At 70.3% G+C, this 15,476-nt stretch carries 15 protein-coding genes; 6 read left to right on the forward strand and 9 right to left on the reverse strand.

Annotated elements, in window-relative coordinates:
* Positions 1-49 precede the first annotated feature (49 nt).
* Complete coding sequence (locus tag AC1DW8_RS15900; RefSeq protein ID WP_478095160.1) at positions 50-1,369, reverse strand: hypothetical protein; 1,320 nt, start codon at positions 1,367-1,369, stop codon at positions 50-52.
* A 74-nt stretch (positions 1,370-1,443) separates the two neighbouring features.
* Here AC1DW8_RS15900 and AC1DW8_RS15905 point away from each other — a divergent pair, with 74 nt between their 5' ends.
* Together AC1DW8_RS15905 and AC1DW8_RS15910 are read left to right on the forward strand one after the other, a co-directional pair.
* Positions 1,444-1,920, forward strand: a complete 477-nt coding sequence (locus AC1DW8_RS15905; protein WP_056769965.1) for a guanyl-specific ribonuclease — start codon at positions 1,444-1,446, stop codon at positions 1,918-1,920.
* Positions 1,917-2,264 (forward strand): barstar family protein, encoded by a 348-nt coding sequence (locus AC1DW8_RS15910; protein ID WP_056824679.1) that lies wholly within the window; start codon positions 1,917-1,919, stop codon positions 2,262-2,264. Before AC1DW8_RS15905 ends, AC1DW8_RS15910 begins: the two co-directional genes overlap by 4 nt.
* Before the next feature lie 119 nt (positions 2,265-2,383).
* Here the strand turns inward: AC1DW8_RS15910 and AC1DW8_RS15915 are convergent, their stop codons facing one another.
* The 8 genes from AC1DW8_RS15915 to AC1DW8_RS15950 form a co-directional block, all read right to left on the reverse strand.
* Positions 2,384-3,400, reverse strand: a complete 1,017-nt coding sequence (locus AC1DW8_RS15915) for a DnaB-like helicase C-terminal domain-containing protein (protein WP_478095161.1) — start codon at positions 3,398-3,400, stop codon at positions 2,384-2,386.
* An 85-nt stretch (positions 3,401-3,485) separates the two neighbouring features.
* Positions 3,486-4,955, reverse strand: coding sequence for an NAD-dependent succinate-semialdehyde dehydrogenase (locus tag AC1DW8_RS15920; protein ID WP_056769972.1), 1,470 nt, complete (start codon positions 4,953-4,955; stop codon positions 3,486-3,488).
* 61 nt (positions 4,956-5,016) lie between these two features.
* On the reverse strand, positions 5,017-6,264 hold the full coding sequence (locus tag AC1DW8_RS15925; protein WP_478095162.1) for a saccharopine dehydrogenase family protein: 1,248 nt from the start codon (positions 6,262-6,264) through the stop codon (positions 5,017-5,019).
* A 6-nt stretch (positions 6,265-6,270) separates the two neighbouring features.
* On the reverse strand, positions 6,271-7,065 hold the full coding sequence (locus tag AC1DW8_RS15930) for an ABC transporter permease (protein WP_020142720.1): 795 nt from the start codon (positions 7,063-7,065) through the stop codon (positions 6,271-6,273).
* Positions 7,065-8,015 (reverse strand): ABC transporter permease, encoded by a 951-nt coding sequence (locus AC1DW8_RS15935; protein WP_200959028.1) that lies wholly within the window; start codon positions 8,013-8,015, stop codon positions 7,065-7,067. Before AC1DW8_RS15935 ends, AC1DW8_RS15930 begins: the two co-directional genes overlap by 1 nt.
* Positions 8,008-9,132, reverse strand: a complete 1,125-nt coding sequence (locus AC1DW8_RS15940; protein ID WP_056772413.1) for an ABC transporter ATP-binding protein — start codon at positions 9,130-9,132, stop codon at positions 8,008-8,010. The genes AC1DW8_RS15935 and AC1DW8_RS15940 overlap by 8 nt, the downstream gene beginning before the upstream one ends.
* Positions 9,129-10,373, reverse strand: coding sequence for a polyamine ABC transporter substrate-binding protein (locus tag AC1DW8_RS15945; RefSeq protein ID WP_056824667.1), 1,245 nt, complete (start codon positions 10,371-10,373; stop codon positions 9,129-9,131). The genes AC1DW8_RS15940 and AC1DW8_RS15945 overlap by 4 nt, the downstream gene beginning before the upstream one ends.
* A gap of 130 nt (positions 10,374-10,503) precedes the next feature.
* Positions 10,504-11,952, reverse strand: coding sequence for a gamma-aminobutyraldehyde dehydrogenase (locus tag AC1DW8_RS15950; protein ID WP_478095163.1), 1,449 nt, complete (start codon positions 11,950-11,952; stop codon positions 10,504-10,506).
* A 113-nt stretch (positions 11,953-12,065) separates the two neighbouring features.
* Between AC1DW8_RS15950 and AC1DW8_RS15955 the strand changes: the two genes are divergently transcribed.
* The 4 genes from AC1DW8_RS15955 to AC1DW8_RS15970 all read left to right on the forward strand — a co-directional run bounded on the left by AC1DW8_RS15955 (position 12,066) and on the right by AC1DW8_RS15970 (position 15,437).
* On the forward strand, positions 12,066-12,569 hold the full coding sequence (locus AC1DW8_RS15955; RefSeq protein ID WP_020142725.1) for an Lrp/AsnC family transcriptional regulator: 504 nt from the start codon (positions 12,066-12,068) through the stop codon (positions 12,567-12,569).
* Entirely contained in the window at positions 12,566-14,005 is a 1,440-nt protein-coding gene (locus AC1DW8_RS15960) for an aspartate aminotransferase family protein (protein WP_200959024.1), read from the forward strand. Before AC1DW8_RS15955 ends, AC1DW8_RS15960 begins: the two co-directional genes overlap by 4 nt.
* 180 nt (positions 14,006-14,185) lie before the next feature.
* Complete coding sequence (locus AC1DW8_RS15965; RefSeq protein ID WP_478095164.1) at positions 14,186-14,878, forward strand: hypothetical protein; 693 nt, start codon at positions 14,186-14,188, stop codon at positions 14,876-14,878.
* A 187-nt stretch (positions 14,879-15,065) separates the two neighbouring features.
* Positions 15,066-15,437, forward strand: coding sequence for a VOC family protein (locus AC1DW8_RS15970; protein WP_478095165.1), 372 nt, complete (start codon positions 15,066-15,068; stop codon positions 15,435-15,437).
* Positions 15,438-15,476 lie beyond the last annotated feature (39 nt).

A 15,476-nucleotide genomic window follows, 5' to 3' on the forward strand; every position in this document is an offset into this window, starting at 1 on the left:
CCGAGCACCGACGACGGACCTGATCGTCCTTGCTGACCTGGGCGGGCCCTCACCACCACATGGCCTCGCTCGCGGCATAGAAGCCGTCGTCGGTCCACATCCGCCACGGCCCGACGTCGTAGCCGGCCGCAGGTGCCGCGACGTGCGGCGGCGGGAGCAGGACGCTCGACGGGACGGACGGGCGGGCGCCGACGGCGTGGGCGGCGTGGGCGGCGCCCGGTGCGGACGGAGCGGAGGCCACCGGCGGCAGTGGCGCCCCGCTCGTCGGCGGGCCCGACGGGGGCGGCAGGTCCGACACCTGGCCGGGCGGCAGGAAGCCGGTGCTCGGGTCACGCTGCGGGACGACACCGGCCTCGGCGAGGTTCTTGACGACGGCGAGACGGGTGGCCATGAGCGCGGCGATCCCGGAGCCGTCGACGACGCGACCGGGCCCGGCGGGGAGCCAGCCGGTGAAGGTCTCGGTGAGGCGGGCGCCGACCGCGCACGGCTCGACCGTCGTGACGACGTCGGCCTCGTGGGAGGAGGTGAGGTCCCGCTCGACGGTCCGCCCGGGCTCCGACGCCGGGGTGAGGAGCGAGACCGAGGCGGCCCGGCGCCCGTCGTCGTGGCGGTGCACCGCGAGCACGTGCTCGCGTCCGGGCTCGTCGGCGAGCTCGAGGCGCACGAGCTGCTCGAGAGACGGCTTGAGCAGCTGCTCGGACGACGGCTGCTCGAGCAGCTCGCGGAGCCGGTAGGGGGCGACGGCGACCTCGATCGAGGCCGTCTCGTGCACGGGCAGGACCCCGGGGCCGCCGGCCGTGGCGACACCGTGTCCGACGAAGCCGCTCGCCATCGCCTCCTCGACCGGTCCGTCGGCCGTCTGGTCCGCCGTCCGGCTGCGCGGGTTCCCCTCGACGTCCGCCTTGAGCCCGAGCAGCGCCCGCGCCATCCAGGCCCGGGCGAACTCCGCCACGGGGTCTGAGGGTGCGAGGCCGTCGAGCCGCTGGGCGACGACGCAGCCGCCGTCGAGCGGCTCCACCGTCGTCGTCAGGGTGAGCGCCGTCGCACCGTCGGCCGACCGGGACACGACCTGGACCCCGTGCTCGACCGCGACGACGGTGCTGAGCCCGACCCAGAGCCGACCGTTCGACCGCCGCCAGACCCCGGCGAACTCAGGCAGTCCCGCCGGGCCCGCAGCCGGCAGGGCGAGCACCCGCACGCAGTCGACACCGAGCTCGGCCCCCGGCCCGGGGGCGACGAGGTGTGGCCAGACCTGCTCGGGAGGGCGCTCGACGAAGACCCGGTGACCGACGTCGCGCGCCACGACCGCGGGTGCCGGCTCGTCACGCCGGCCGCCCCGCTCCCCGAAGAGGCCGCGTAGAAGGCTCACGTGCCGCAGTCTCCCCCAGCGGCGCGGCGCCGTCAGAGGATTCGGACCATTGCCTCCTCGGGCATGATGACGACGTGAAGACGCTCGGCTCGCGCCAGGTCCTCCTCGGCGTGCTCGCCGTGGCCCTCGTCGTGCTGGCCTGGGTCGTCGTGCGCGCCGCACAGGGTCCGTCGTCCCCGGCCGCGTCCTCGGCCCGCGGCACCTCGGCCAGTGGTCCGGCCGCCAGCGGCACCCCTGCGACCGGCGACACCGACCCCGTCTCGGGCCTGCCGTGGGTCGCCGAGTCGGCCCTGCCCGCGCAGGCCCGCGAGACGATGGCCCTGATCCGGGCCGGCGGCCCGTTCCCCTACCCCCGCAGCGACAACCGCACCTTCGACAACCGCGAGCGCATCCTGCCGCCGCACACGAGCGGCTACTACCGCGAGTTCACCGTCGTGACACCGGGATCCGCCGACCGTGGGGCCCGGCGCATCATCACCGGCAGCAGCGGCGAGCGATACTGGACGGACGACCACTACGCATCGTTCAGCCGGATCAGGGAGGGCACGTGACGACGTTCCTGGGCCGGCACAGCGAGGCCGACGACCACATCGCCCAGCTCGCCTGGCTCGGCCACGACGTGCGCGTCGTCTCGGGCGGGAACGACAAGGCCGGCGTGCTCGACGCGTTCGCATCCGGACTCGAGCTGCCCGACTGGTTCGGGCACAACTGGGACGCCCTGCTCGACGCGCTGCGCGACCTCGACGGCGCCCGGGGCGTGCCCCTCGAGCTCGTCTGGGACCACGCGGCCACCCTGCGCGAGCACGACCGCGGGGCCTACGACACCGTCCTCGAGATCCTCGAGCAGGTCGCCGACGAGCGCGACGACCTCCACGTCACCGTCATCACCCGCTAGCCGGCGAGACGGCCGGGACCGCGTATGCCGTCACGGCACCCGCGCGCGACGGCGCGGGCGCGCGGACGCGACGGGACGGCACACGCCACGGGACGGCATACGCGATCGGGTGGGACGGCTCAGGAGACGAAGACCCGGTCGTCGATGAGCCGCTCGGTGACCTCCTGGCCCTCCGTGTGGAAGCGGCCGTGCTCGAAGTCCTTGGCGAACTCGAGCTCGACGTGGGCCTTGCCGTGGCGGTTCTTCTCGACGCTGACGACCGACCAGCCGCGGAAACGCTGGATGTTGCCGAGGTTGTAGACGAGGTGCTCTCGCGAGACGACATCGACCTTGTCGTTGACGATGAGCACGACGTCGGCCTCGAAGGCGAGCGCCGAGGAGCCGCGCAGGTCGTGCGTGCGCATCCGGTGTCCCGCGGCGAGCGCCTCCTTGTCGGCGGCCGAGATGGCGACGACGGGCACGCGGGCGGAGAGGGCCAGGTCCTTGAGCCCCTCGGCGACGGCGGTGATGCGATCGTCCTCCTCGCCCCGGTCGGCGGGCACCTTCTGGATGTAGTCGAGCAGCACGAAGGGCGCCTGGCCCGTCGCCTCCGTGACGCGGTCGACGGTCGCGCGGATCGTGTCGAGGGTCGTCGTCGCGCCGGACGACTCGTGGATCTGGAGCCGGTCGTCGTAGCTGCCGAGCGCCGCGAGGGCGCGTCGGCCGCCGGGCAGGCTGCCCAGCACGGTGTCGAGCGAGCCGCCGTGGTCGGCCGTCTCGAGCGCGCGCCGCACGTCGATGACCCCGGCCACCTCGCCGGGGTCGCCTTCGGCGGCCTCCATCGAGATGAGCCGTTCGAGCAGCGTGTGACTCTCGTGCTCGTAGGACAGGACGAGGGCGGTGGCGCCCGCGGCGACGACGTTGCGGGCGAGCTGGAGGCCGATCGTCGTCTTGCCGTGGCCGGCCGGCCCGCCGAGCAGGACGAGCTCACCGGAGCGCAGGCCACCGGTCAGGACGGCGTCGAGCGCCGGGAAGCCGGTCGACCACACGCGCGCACCGGCCGGCGACCCGCGTCGCAGCACGTCGTCGGTCTCGCTGAGCAGGGCGCCGAGCGGGCGCAGGGACCCCGCGTCGCGGGAGCCGGCTGGTGTCACCATGCGCAGATTGCACCACAGGGCGGCAGCGTGCCGGGCGGGTTCGGTGAATGTCCCGAAAGCGCGTGGGCTGCCGGCCCAGCCGTCGTCAGAGGGCGATGCCGACGTACTTCGTCTCGAGGTACTCGTCGATGCCCTCGAAGCCGCCCTCACGCCCGACGCCGGACGCCTTGACGCCGCCGAAGGGGGCGGCCGGGTTGGAGACGATGCCCTGGTTGACGCCGACCATGCCGTACTCGAGCGCCTCGCTCATCGTGATGGCCCGCGAGAGGTCCTGGGTGAAGAGGTAGGCGACGAGGCCGTACTCGGTGTCGTTGGCCAGGCGGATGGCCTCGGCGTCGGTGCGGAAGGTCGTGACGGGCGCGACCGGTCCGAAGATCTCCTCGCGGGCCATGTCGGCGTCGGTCGGCACGTCCGCGAGCACGGTCGGCTCGTAGAACCAGCCGGCACCCTTCGGGGCCGAGCCGCCGACGAGGACCTTCGCGCCCTTGGCGACGGCGTCGTCGACGAGGGCCGACACCTTGTCGCGGGCCTTCTCGTCGACGAGGGGGCCGACGTCGACGCCCTTCTTCGTGCCCTTGCCGAGCGTCAGCGCACCCATCCGGCGGGCCAGCTTGGCGCTGAACTCGTCGGCGAGCGACTCGTGGACGTAGAAGCGGTTGGCGGCGGTGCACGCCTCGCCCATGTTGCGCATCTTGGCGAGCATCGCGCCGTCGACGGCCCGGTCGACGTCGGCGTCCTCGAAGACGAGGAACGGGGCGTTGCCGCCGAGCTCCATCGAGACCCGCAGGATGCCCTGCGAGGCCTGCTCCATGAGCGAGCGGCCCACGGGCGTCGAGCCGGTGAAGGTCAGCTTGCGCAGGCGCGGGTCGCGGATGAGCGGCTCCATGACGTCGCCCGTCGTCGCGTGCGTCGTCATGACGACGTTGAGCACGCCGTCGGGCAGCCCGCACTCGCGGAGCAGCTCGGCCAGCGCGAGCATCGTCAGCGGCGTCTGGCTGGCCGGCTTGACGACCATCGTGCAGCCGGCCGCGATGGCCGGGCCGATCTTGCGGGTGCCCATCGCGAGCGGGAAGTTCCACGGCGTGATCATCAGCGTCGGGCCGACGGGCTGCTTCATCGTCATGAGCCGGGTCGCCCCGTTGGGAGCCGTCGACCAACGCCCCGAGATGCGTACGGCCTCCTCGGAGAACCAGCGGAAGAACTCCGCACCGTAGGCGACCTCACCACGGCTCTCGGCGAGCGTCTTGCCCATCTCGAGCGTCATGAGCATCGCGAACTCCTCCGCGCGCTCGGTGATCTTCTCGTAGGCCGACCGCAGCAGCTCGCCGCGGTCGCGCGGCGCCGTACGGGCCCAGTCGGCCTGCGCCGCCACGGCGGCGTCGAGGGCGGCCCGGCCGTCGGCGACCGACGCCGCCGCGACGTGGGTCAGCACCCGGCCGCTCGACGGGTCGTCGACCGCGATGGTCTGCCCGTCGCTGCCGTCGCGCCACTGCCCGCCGATGAGCAGGCCCTTGGGCACCGAGTCGATCACTGACTTCTGCGTCACCGCTGCCATGCCTGGAACCCTATTCCTGTCGTCGTGTCCACCGTCGGCCCCCTGTCCCTGCGAGTGCAGCTCAGCGTTCGTCGATGCCCCACGGGGAGCCGTAGCCCTCGGGCTTGGGTGCCGCGAGCAGGTCGAGGAACGGGACGGCGTCGAACGCCTCGGGACCGAGGACGCCGGCCCCCTTCCACGTGCCCCGGGCCAGCAGCTCGAGGGCGACGACGGGGTTGACCGCCGTCTGCCAGACGACGCACTGCGCATCGTAGGCCGCCATCGTCTCGGCGTTGTCGACGACGTGGTAGAGGTACGTGCGCCTGGGTTGACCGTCCTTGCCGGTGCCGGTCACGAAGAGGCCGGCGCACGTCTTGCCCGTCATCCGGGGCCCGATGGTCGCGGGGTCGGGCAGCGCCGCCGCGACGACGTCGCGGGGCGAGACCTGCACGCCCTTGACGGTGATCGGTTCGGTGCGGTCGAGGCCGAGGGTGTTCAGGACCTTGAGGATGGTGATGAACTCGTCGCCGAGGCCGTACTTGAAGGTGACCCGCCTGGCGTCGACCCAGCGCGGCATGAGGAGCACCTCCTCGTGCTCGACGTTGACGCACTCGACCGGCCCGATGCCCTCCGGGAAGTCGAAGACCTCGGGCTCGCTGAAGGGCGCGGTCGTGAACCATCCGCGATCTCTCTCCCAGACCACGGGCGGGTTGAGGCACTCCTCGATCGTCGTCCACATCGAGAAGCTCGGGGCGAAGACCTCGTTGCCGTCCTCGTCGTGCACGACGAGGTTGGCGCCGTCGCGCGTGCCGAGCTCGTCGATCTCGCTGAAGAGGTGGTCGGCGGCGTAGCGGGCGAAGACGTCGGAGAGCCCCGGCTCGACGCCGATGCCGACGAGCGCGAGGCGACCGTCGGCCTCCCACTCCCCTGCCACGGCGAACTGCTCGTCGCCGAGCATGACGCCGACCTTCTCGTAGGGCTGCTCGGGATGCCGCTGCGACAGGCTCATCGCCATGTCGAGGTAGTCGGCCCCGGCGGCCTTGGCGCCCGTGAAGATCGGCATGTTGAACTTCGGGTCGACGGCGTTGAAGACATGGGTCGCCCCGTGCTCGCGTGCGAGCGCCGTCACCGCCTCGGCCGACGAGGCGTCGACCTGGGCCGAGACGAAACGAGCCTCCCCGGGATGACGGCCGGCCACGGCCGCGACGGTGCGCTCGGCACGCGTCACGTCGTAGTCGGCGACGACCCAGCGCTCGAAGAAGCCACGCTCGGCGGCGATGCGCGCGGCGGCGTCACCGACCCCGCCGGAGCCGATCATGAGGACACGCATGGGCGTTCAGGCCACCTGACGGTTGCGCCGCTTGCCGATGACCTGGCCGGTCACGACGAACAACAGGGCGAGGAGGAACATGACGGTGCCGATGACGTACACCTGCACGGGGACGCCGCGGGCCGTCGCACCCCAGACGAACATGGGGAACGTGATGGAGCTCGGGCTCGCGTTGAAGTTGGTGATGATGTAGTCGTCGAAGCTGAGCGAGAACGCGAGCAGGGTGCCCGCGGCGATGCCCGGGGCCGCGAGCGGCAGGGTGACGCGCAGGAACGTCTGGGTCGGGTTGGCACCGAGGTCGGCGGCCGCCTCCTCGAGCTTCGGGTCGAGCGTGGCGACGCGGGCCTTGACCGCCACGACGACGAACGACACGCAGAACATGATGTGCGCGATGAGGATCGCGCCCTCGCCGGAGGGCACGCCCAGTGCGAGGAAGAGGGTCAGCAGGCTCGAGCCCATGACGACCTCGGGCGTGGCCATCGGCATGAAGATGAGCAGGTTGGTCGCCGAGCGGCCCCGGAACCGGTAGCGCCCGAGCGCGAAGGCGATCATGGAGCCGAGGATCGCCGCCGTGATCGACGCGATGAGCCCGATCTGCAGGCTCAGCCCGAGCGACTCGCAGATACCCTGGGTGCCGCACGGGTTGGTCCACGCCGCAGTCGAGAACTCGTTGAAGCTGTAGTTGAACTTGCCCTTCGGCTCGTTGAACGAGAAGACCGCCACGACGATGTTGGGCACGAGCATGTAGACGAGGACCGCGAGCGCGGCGAAGGCGATGAGGTGCCTCTTGATCCAGGCCATCACAGCAGTTCCTCCGTTCCGGCCTTGCGGACGTAGATGGTCACCATCGTCACGATGGTCAGGAGCATGATGAACGACAGGGCGGCGGCCAGCGGGTAGTCGAGCACCCGGAGGAACTGCGCGTCGATGACCGACCCGAGCATCGTCGTCTGCGTGTTGCCGAGCAGGCGAGCGTTGATGAAGTCACCGGCCGCAGGGATGAAGGTCAGCAGCGTGCCGGCGACGACGCCCGGCAGTGACAGCGGCCAGGTGACCTTGCGGAACGTCTGCCACGGTGACGCGTAGAGGTCTCCGGCCGCCTCGAGCAGCCGAGGGTCGAGCCGCTCGAGCGAGGTGTAGAGCGGCAGGATCATGAAGGGCAGGAAGTTGTAGGTCAGGCCCATGATCACCGCGAACTGCGAGAACAGCAGCGAGTCGTTGCTCGTCAGGCCCACGGCCTGCAGCAGGTCGGTGATGTGCAGCTTGCGCGCCCACTGCGTGATGAACCAGTCGTCGGACAGGATCGTGCGCCAGGCCAGCGTGCGGATGAGGAAGCTCGTGAAGAACGGGGCGACGACGAGCACGAGGACGACGTTCTTCCAGCGTCCGGCCTTCTGCGCGATGAAGTACGCCAACGGGTAGCCGAGCAGCAGCGCGAGCACCGTCGCGGACCCCGCGTAGAGCAGCGACCGGACCATCTGCGGCCAGTACTGCTGGAAGGCGTCGACGTAGATGCCGACGTTGCCCGTGAACACGTAGCCGTCGTCGACGTTCCCCTCCTGCAGGGACTGCGACCCGAGGGTGATCATCGGCAGGACGAAGAACACGACGAGCCACAGCATCCCGGGCAGGAGCAGGGCGTACGGCACCCAGTTGCGCCGCTTGCGCGGCTCGGCCAGGGGTCCGGCCGCCCGTGGCGTGCTCGGCGACGCGCTCGTGGGCGCGGTCGGCAGGACCCCGGACTCAGCCATGCTCGTCCACCAGCTCCGCACCGGCCTCGGCGTCCTGCGACGCGTCGAGGGCGAACCCGTGCGCCGCGGCCCACGACACGGTGACGGTCTCCCCGAGCGTGGCCCGCGCTGTGCCGTCGTTCTGCTGGACGACGGTCAGCTCCTGGCGCCAGGGCATCTCGACGATGTACTGCGTGGCCACGCCGGTGAAGGAGACGTCGCGCACGATGCCGCGCAGCCGGTTGGGACCACCGGCCTCGCCGAGACGCAGCTTCTCCGGGCGCACGCCGAGCCACACGTCGGTCACACCGTCGGGCAGGTGCTCACGGGACACCTCGAGCTCGGTGTCGTGGCTGCGCACGCGGACCACGCCGTCGTCGGACGGCCCCCCGAGCACCTGGGCCCTCAGCAGGTTGGACTGGCCCAGGAAGTTCGCGACGAAGGTCGACCGCGGCATCTCGTAGAGCGTCGCCGGGTCACCGAGCTGCTCCAGCCGCCCGGCGTTCATCACGGCGATCCGGTCGGCCATCGTCATGGCCTCCTCCTGGTCGTGCGTGACGTGGATGAACGTCAGCCCGACCTCCTGCTGGATCCGCTTCAGCTCGATCTGCATCTGGCGTCGCAGCTTGAGGTCGAGCGCCCCGAGCGGCTCGTCGAGCAGGAGCACGTCCGGGCGGTTGACGAGGGCACGCGCGAGCGCGACGCGCTGCTGCATGCCACCGGAGAGCTGGGTCGGACGCTTGTCGCCGACCTGGGCCAGCTGCACCAGCTCGAGCGTCTCCTGCGCCTTGCGCTTGGCGTCCTTGTCGCCCCGGCGCTTCAGGCCGAACATGACGTTGTCGATGACCGTCATGTGCGGGAAGAGCGCGTAGGACTGGAACACGGTGTTGACGTTGCGCTGGTAGGCCTTGGTGTCGGTGATGTCCTTCTCACCGATGCGGATCCGCCCGCTCGTCGGCGCGTCGAGCCCCGCGATCATCCGCAGCGTCGTCGTCTTGCCACAGCCCGACGGGCCGAGCAGGGCGAAGAACGATCCCGCCTCGATGGTGAGGTCGAGCGGCTGCACCGCCGTGAACGACCCGTACGACTTCGTGAGCGCGACCAGCGAGAGGTCGCCCTTGCTCGTGTCCACCGTCAGCCGGCCGTGATCGACGCGTACATCTTGGAGTACTTCGTCTCCTCGGCGGGGCTGAGGCCGCGGAACACCTGGGCCCGGGCCAGCACGTCCGCCGGCGGGACGATGAGCGGGTTGGAGGCCAGTGACTCGTCGATCTTCACCAGCTCCTCCTTGGTCCCCGCGACGGGCGCGATGTAGTTGACGTAGGCCTCGACCTGGGCCATGACGGCGGGGTCGTAGTAGTAGTCGATGAGCTTCTCGGCGTTCTTCTTGTGCTTGGCCAGCGCCGGGATGACGAAGTTGTCGGACCAGAGCGTGAAGCCCTTCTGGGGCAGCGTGTACTGGATGTTGGGGTCGGCGAACTGGAGCTGGACGACGTCGCCGGTCCAGGCCACGCAGGCGGCGATGTCGCCCTTGGCGAGCCCGTCGGTGTACTCGTTGCCGGTGAAGCCCTTGATCTGGCCGGCGTCCTTGGCCTGCTGGATGACGTCGATAGCGGCCTGGAAGTCGGCGTCGGTGAACTTCGAGATGTCCTTGCCCTGCTCCATCATCACGAGGCCGACGGTGTCGCGCATCTCGGTCAGCAACGTCACCTTGCCCTTGAGCGACGGGTCGGTGAGCAGCTGGGTGATCGTCTCGATCTTCTTGCCGCCGGTGGCCTTGAGGTTGTAGCCGATGCCGGCGAAGCCGCTCTGCCAGGGCAGCGAGTAGAGCCGGCCGGGGTCGAACTCGACCTCCTGGAGGGAGGCATCGAGATTCTTGGCGTTCGGGATGTTGGCGAGGTCGAGCTTCTGGACGTAGCCCTGGCGGATGAGGCGGGCGACCATCCAGTCGGTGCTGCACCAGACGTCACGGCCGGTGTCCTTGCCGCCGTCGAGGAGCGGACGCACCTTGGCGTAGAACTCGTCGTTGTCGAGGTAGTCCTCGGAGTAGTTGACCTTGATGCCGGTCTGCTTCGTGAACGCCTCGAGGGTCGGCCGGGACTTGGTCTTGTCGTTGACGTCGATGTACTCGGTCCAGTTCGACCAGTTGATGATCTTCTCGCTGTCGGACATGTCGGTGGCGGCTGCCGCGGTCTTCTTCGCCGCGCCCGTGCCGGCAGCACCCGATGTCGGGTTCTTCCCCGCTGAGCCGCAGGCGGCAAGGAAGGCCGCCGCGCTGACGCCGGCCGCGCCCATCATGGCCGATCGCCGGCTGACGAGACCGCGCATGAGGGCGGCGCGCAGGATCGGGTTGTCCTTGTCGAAGGAGCTCTCGTTCATGGGTTCATCTCCAGGGGTTTCGTGGGGGTCTGGTGGTGGAGGGGATCAACGCTGACCCGAGACAGTGCTGCTGTTGGATACCTTGTGCGACAGACGAGTACGCGCCGTCCGGAACGGACGGCGCGTGAGCTCATGAGTCGATGTTGGCCATGACGTGCTTGATGCGGGTGTAGTCCTCGAGCCCGTACATGGACAGGTCCTTGCCGTAGCCGCTGTGCTTGAAACCCCCGTGCGGCATCTCGGCGACGACCGGGATGTGGGTGTTGATCCAGACGCACCCGAAGTCGAGCCGCTTGCTCATGCGCATGGCCTTGCCGAAGTCGCGCGTCCACACCGACGACGCGAGGCCGTACTGCACGCCGTTGGCCCACGCGAGCGCCTCGGCCTCGTCGCTGAACTGCTGCACCGTGATGACGGGTCCGAAGATCTCGTTCTGGATCTGCTCGTCGTCCTGGCGCAGGCCGGCGAGCACGGTGGGCTCGAAGAAGTAGCCCTCGCCGAGGCCCTCGGCGCGACGGCCGCCGGCCTCGATGCGGGCATGGTCGGGCAGGCGGTCGATCATGCCGCCGACGTGGGCGACCTGGTTCGGGTTGTTGACGGGGCCGAAGAGGGCGTCGGGGTCGTCGGGCATGCCGACCTTGGCCGAGCCCTTGGCGTACTCGGCGAGCGCGGCGACGAAGTCGTCGTGGATGCGGGGGCCGGCGAGGACACGCGTCGCGGCGGTGCAGTCCTGCCCGGCGTTGAAGTAGCCACCGATGGCGATGCCCTCCACGGCGGCCTCGATGTCGGCGTCGTCGAAGACGATGACCGGCGCCTTGCCGCCGAGCTCGAGGTGGACGCGCTTGAGATCGCGCGACGCGCTCTCGGCGACCTGCATGCCGGCACGCACCGAGCCGGTGATGGCGACGAGGGCAGGCGTGCGGTGCTCGACGAGCATGCGGCCGGTCTCGCGGTCGCCGGTGATGACGTTGAAGGTGCCCTCGGGCAGGAACTCCGAGGCGAGCTCGGCGAGGAGCAGGGTCGTCTCGGGGGTCGTGTCGGAGGGCTTGAGGACGATGGTGTTGCCAGCGGCGAGCGCCGGGGCGATCTTCCACATCGCCATCATCATCGGGTAGTTCCACGGCGTCACCTGGCCGACGACGCCGATCGGCTCGCGGCGGACGAAGGACGTGTGGCCCTTCATGTACTCCCCCGCCGACTTGCCCTCGAGCACCCGCGCGGCGCCGGCGAAGAAGCGCAGCTGGTCGAGCATCGGAGGGATCTCCTCGCTCTGCGTCAGCGCGTGCGGCTTGCCGGTGTTCTCACCCTCGAGGCGGATGAAGTCGTCGGCCCGGGCCTCGATGGCGTCGGCGAACTTCAGCAGGGCGGCCTGCCGCTCGCCGGGGGTCGTGTCACCCCACGTCTCGAACGCGGTGGCCGCCGCGGCATACGCCCGGTCGACGTCCGCCTGGGAGCTGACGGGGGCCGTGGCCACGACCTGTGCGGTGGACGGGTCGACGACGTCGGTCGTCGCGTCGCCGTCGGGGTCGACGTACTGGCCACCGATGAAGTTGCGGAGCTGGCGCGGCTGCGAAGTCATGCGGGAATGCTAAACACATACCTTCGCAATCGTGAAGACTTGTCGAGATAAATCTTCGGAATCAGTTGTGCGGGGACTTGCCAACAGCGCGTTCCACAGGTCAGTATCGCCCCATGACGACGATCCGAGGTGTGGCCAACACCGGGGGAAACGGGGCCAAGAAACCCTCGGTCAATCTCGACGACGTGAGCAAGACCATCATCGAGCTCCTCCAGCACGACGGGCGCAAGTCCTACGCATCCATCGCCCAGGAGGTCGGGCTCTCCGAGGCCGCGGTGCGCCAGCGTGTGCAGCGACTCCTCGACGCCGACGTCATGCAGATCGTCGCCGTGACGGACCCGCTGCAGGTCGGCTTCCAGCGCCAGGCGATGGTCGGGCTGCGGGTGTCGGGAGACATGACGTCGGTCGCCGACGCGCTGACCGACATGGAAGAGGTCTCCTACGTCGTCACGACGGCGGGGAGCTTCGACGTCCTGGCCGAGGTCGTCTGCGAGAACGACACCCACCTGCTCGAGCTGCTCACGACCCGCATCCGCCCGCTCCCGGGCGTCACGGCGACCGAGACGTTCGTCTACCTGAAACTCAACAAACAGCTCTACAACTGGGGTACACGATGAGCATCAACCCGAACGAGGTCTGGGAACCCACCTCGGACCACCGCACGCCGATGGGCACCCTCCACTCCGAGGCCGCCCGCGACCACCTGTGGATGCACTTCACGCGCCACTCCGTGTTCGAGGACCGCACCGAGGGCGGCCTCGGCCACACCGTGCCGATCATCACCAAGGGCCAGGGCTGGAAGATCTGGGACGACCGCGGCAACGAGTACATCGACGGACTCGCCGGCCTCTTCGTCGTCCAGGCCGGCCACGGCCGTGAGGAGCTCGCCGAGGCGGCCGCCAAGCAGGCCAAGGAGCTCGCGTTCTTCCCGCTGTGGAGCTACGCGCACCCCAAGGCGATCGAACTCGCCGAGCGGCTCGCGAGCCACGCCCCCGGCGACCTCAACCGGGTCTTCTTCACGACGGGTGGCGGCGAGGCCGTCGAGACCGCCTGGAAGCTCGCGAAGCAGTACTTCAAGCTGACCGGCAAGCCGACGAAGCACAAGGTCATCTCCCGCGCCGTCGCCTACCACGGCACCCCCCAGGGCGCCCTGTCGATCACCGGCATCCCCGCGGCCAAGGAGATGTTCGAGCCGCTCGTGCCCGGTGCGCACAAGGTCCCGAACACCAACCTCTACCGCGCCCCCGAGCACCTGCAGGGTGACGAGAAGGCCTTCGGCCGCTGGGCCGCCGACCGCATCGCCGAGGCCATCGAGTTCGAGGGCCCCGACACCGTGGCAGCCGTCTTCCTCGAGCCGGTGCAGAACTCCGGTGGCTGCTTCCCGCCGCCCGCCGGCTACTTCGAGCGGGTCCGCGAGATCTGCGACGAGTACGACGTGCTCCTCGTCTCCGACGAGGTCATCTGCAGCTTCGGCCGCATCGGCTCGATGTTCGCGTGCGACGACTTCGGCTACGTGCCCGACATCATCACGTGCGCCAAGGGCATGACGAGCGGCTACTCCCCCATCGGCGCGATGATCGCGAGCGACCGGCTCTTCGAGCCGTTCAAGACGGGCACGACCTACTTCCCGCACGGCTACACCTTCGGTGGCCACCCGGTCTCCGCCGCGGTCGCGATGGCCAACCTCGACATCTTCGAGCGCGAGGGCCTCAACGACCGGGTCAAGCAGAACGCCCCGATCTTCAAGGCGACGCTCGACAAGCTGCTCGACCTGCCCCTCGTCGGTGACGTCCGCGGCGCCGGCTACTTCTACGGCATCGAGCTCGTCAAGGACAAGGCCACCCGGGAGACGTTCAACGACGCCGAGTCCGAGCGGCTGCTGCGCGGCTTCCTCTCCAAGGCGCTCTTCGACGCCGGCCTCTACTGCCGCGCCGACGACCGCGGCGACCCCGTCATCCAGCTCGCGCCGCCGCTCATCATGGGCCCCGAGCAGTTCGACGACATCGAGTCGCGGCTGCGCTCGGTGCTCACGGAGGCCGAGAACCACCTCTGACCCCAGCCTTCCCGACTCCGTGCGTATGCCGTGGGGGTGTCGCCGGCCACGAAGCCACCCGTTCGCGGGTGGCTTCGTGCGTGTGTGGGCTCGGACCGTCCGGAACGCTGGTCCGTGCCGTTCGTTGGGGTAGGTATCCGACGAGTGCGACGCCGACGCACCGCCGACGAAGGAGAAGACATGGGATTCCTCGACAAGCTCCTGGGCCGTGAGCCCCTCCAGCAGCAGCAGCGGGCCCAGCAGCCGCCCACGGGAGCGCCGTATGCCGTCCCGCCGCCGCGCGGAGGCGCGTCGTCCGAGGACGAGCGGGCCATCGCCCGCTACAAGTACCTGCTGCGCACCGCGCCGCCGGAGGACATCGAGAGGGTGCACACCGAGGCCTTCGCCAAGCTCTCCCCCGAGCAGCGCCAGATGGTCCTCCAGCGCCTCAACGAGGACCTCCCCGAGGGTGAGCGCCCGCGCAGCGACCAGCCGGCTGACCTCGCCCGCAGCGCGACCCGCGCCGAGATGAGCCGTCCCGGCTACCTCCAGGGCGCCTTCGGCGGGGGCCGAGGCGGCATGGGCGGTGGCATGGGCATGGGCGGCATGATCGCGGGCTCGATGCTCGGCACCATCGCGGGTGTCGTCGTCGGATCAGCGCTCGCCGACATGATGCTCGGGGGCTACGACTCCTCGCCCGAGGCCCAGGAGGCCGGCGACGCGAACGCCGACGCGGGCGACAGCGGCGATGCAGGAGACGCGGGAGGCGACACGGGCGATGCCGGCGGTGACGCGGGCGGCGACGGCGGCGGCTCGGACTTCGGCGACTTCGGTGGCGGGGGCGACTTCGGTGGTGGCGACTTCGGCGGCGGTGGGGACTTCGGGGGTTTCTGACCCACTCCGTAGCCAGGATCGCCGCGCGGCGTTCGGTTCCCGTGGTCCACGACGCGTTCGTGGCCACGGAACCGGGCGCCGCGCGCGTCGGTGCGCCGACACGCCCCCGGTGTCGGGTTCGTCCAAGACGGGGACGGTCGGCACGAGCGATGCTGACCTCTCACCGTCACCGACGAAAGGGATCCCGATGGCCATCGCCGCCCTCAAGATGCTCACCCTCGACAGCTCGGACGCGCGCCGCGACGCCACGTTCTGGTCGACCGTGCTCGGCTGGGAGGTCGCGCACGCGCAGGACGAGTACGCCATGCTCACCGGCCCCGGTGGCGTCGCCCTGGGCCTCGGACTCGTCGACGACCACGAACCGCCGGCGTGGCCGAACGAGCGCGGCACCAAGCAGTTCCACCTCGACCTCGCCGTCGACGACCTCGACGCGGCGGCCGCAGAGCGCGTGGCGGCCGGCGCGACGCTGCCCCACGAGCAGCCGGGCGAGACGTGGCGCGTGCTGCTCGACCCGAGCGGTCACCCCTTCTGCCTCACCCAGGCCGCCAACTGGGGCTGACGCCCCCAACCACTCGAGTGAGCGCTCCGTCCGACACCG

This window comes from Terrabacter sp. P2_E3, from assembly GCF_056403915.1.

Excerpts from the sequence above, each read along its gene's own strand:
- AC1DW8_RS15955 (WP_020142725.1), top strand. The coding sequence starts at position 12,066 with ATGACGACGATCCGAGGTGTGGCCAACACCGGGGGAAACGGGGCCAAG.
- AC1DW8_RS15950 (WP_478095163.1), bottom strand. The coding sequence starts at position 11,952 with ATGACTTCGCAGCCGCGCCAGCTCCGCAACTTCATCGGTGGCCAGTAC.
- AC1DW8_RS15925 (WP_478095162.1), bottom strand. The coding sequence starts at position 6,264 with ATGCGTGTCCTCATGATCGGCTCCGGCGGGGTCGGTGACGCCGCCGCG.
- AC1DW8_RS15965 (WP_478095164.1), top strand. The coding sequence starts at position 14,186 with ATGGGATTCCTCGACAAGCTCCTGGGCCGTGAGCCCCTCCAGCAGCAG.
- AC1DW8_RS15930 (WP_020142720.1), bottom strand. The coding sequence starts at position 7,065 with ATGGCCTGGATCAAGAGGCACCTCATCGCCTTCGCCGCGCTCGCGGTC.
- AC1DW8_RS15960 (WP_200959024.1), top strand. The coding sequence starts at position 12,566 with ATGAGCATCAACCCGAACGAGGTCTGGGAACCCACCTCGGACCACCGC.
- AC1DW8_RS15920 (WP_056769972.1), bottom strand. The coding sequence starts at position 4,955 with ATGGCAGCGGTGACGCAGAAGTCAGTGATCGACTCGGTGCCCAAGGGC.
- AC1DW8_RS15970 (WP_478095165.1), top strand. The coding sequence starts at position 15,066 with ATGGCCATCGCCGCCCTCAAGATGCTCACCCTCGACAGCTCGGACGCG.
- AC1DW8_RS15915 (WP_478095161.1), bottom strand. The coding sequence starts at position 3,400 with ATGGTGACACCAGCCGGCTCCCGCGACGCGGGGTCCCTGCGCCCGCTC.
- AC1DW8_RS15935 (WP_200959028.1), bottom strand. The coding sequence starts at position 8,015 with ATGGCTGAGTCCGGGGTCCTGCCGACCGCGCCCACGAGCGCGTCGCCG.
- AC1DW8_RS15945 (WP_056824667.1), bottom strand. The coding sequence starts at position 10,373 with ATGAACGAGAGCTCCTTCGACAAGGACAACCCGATCCTGCGCGCCGCC.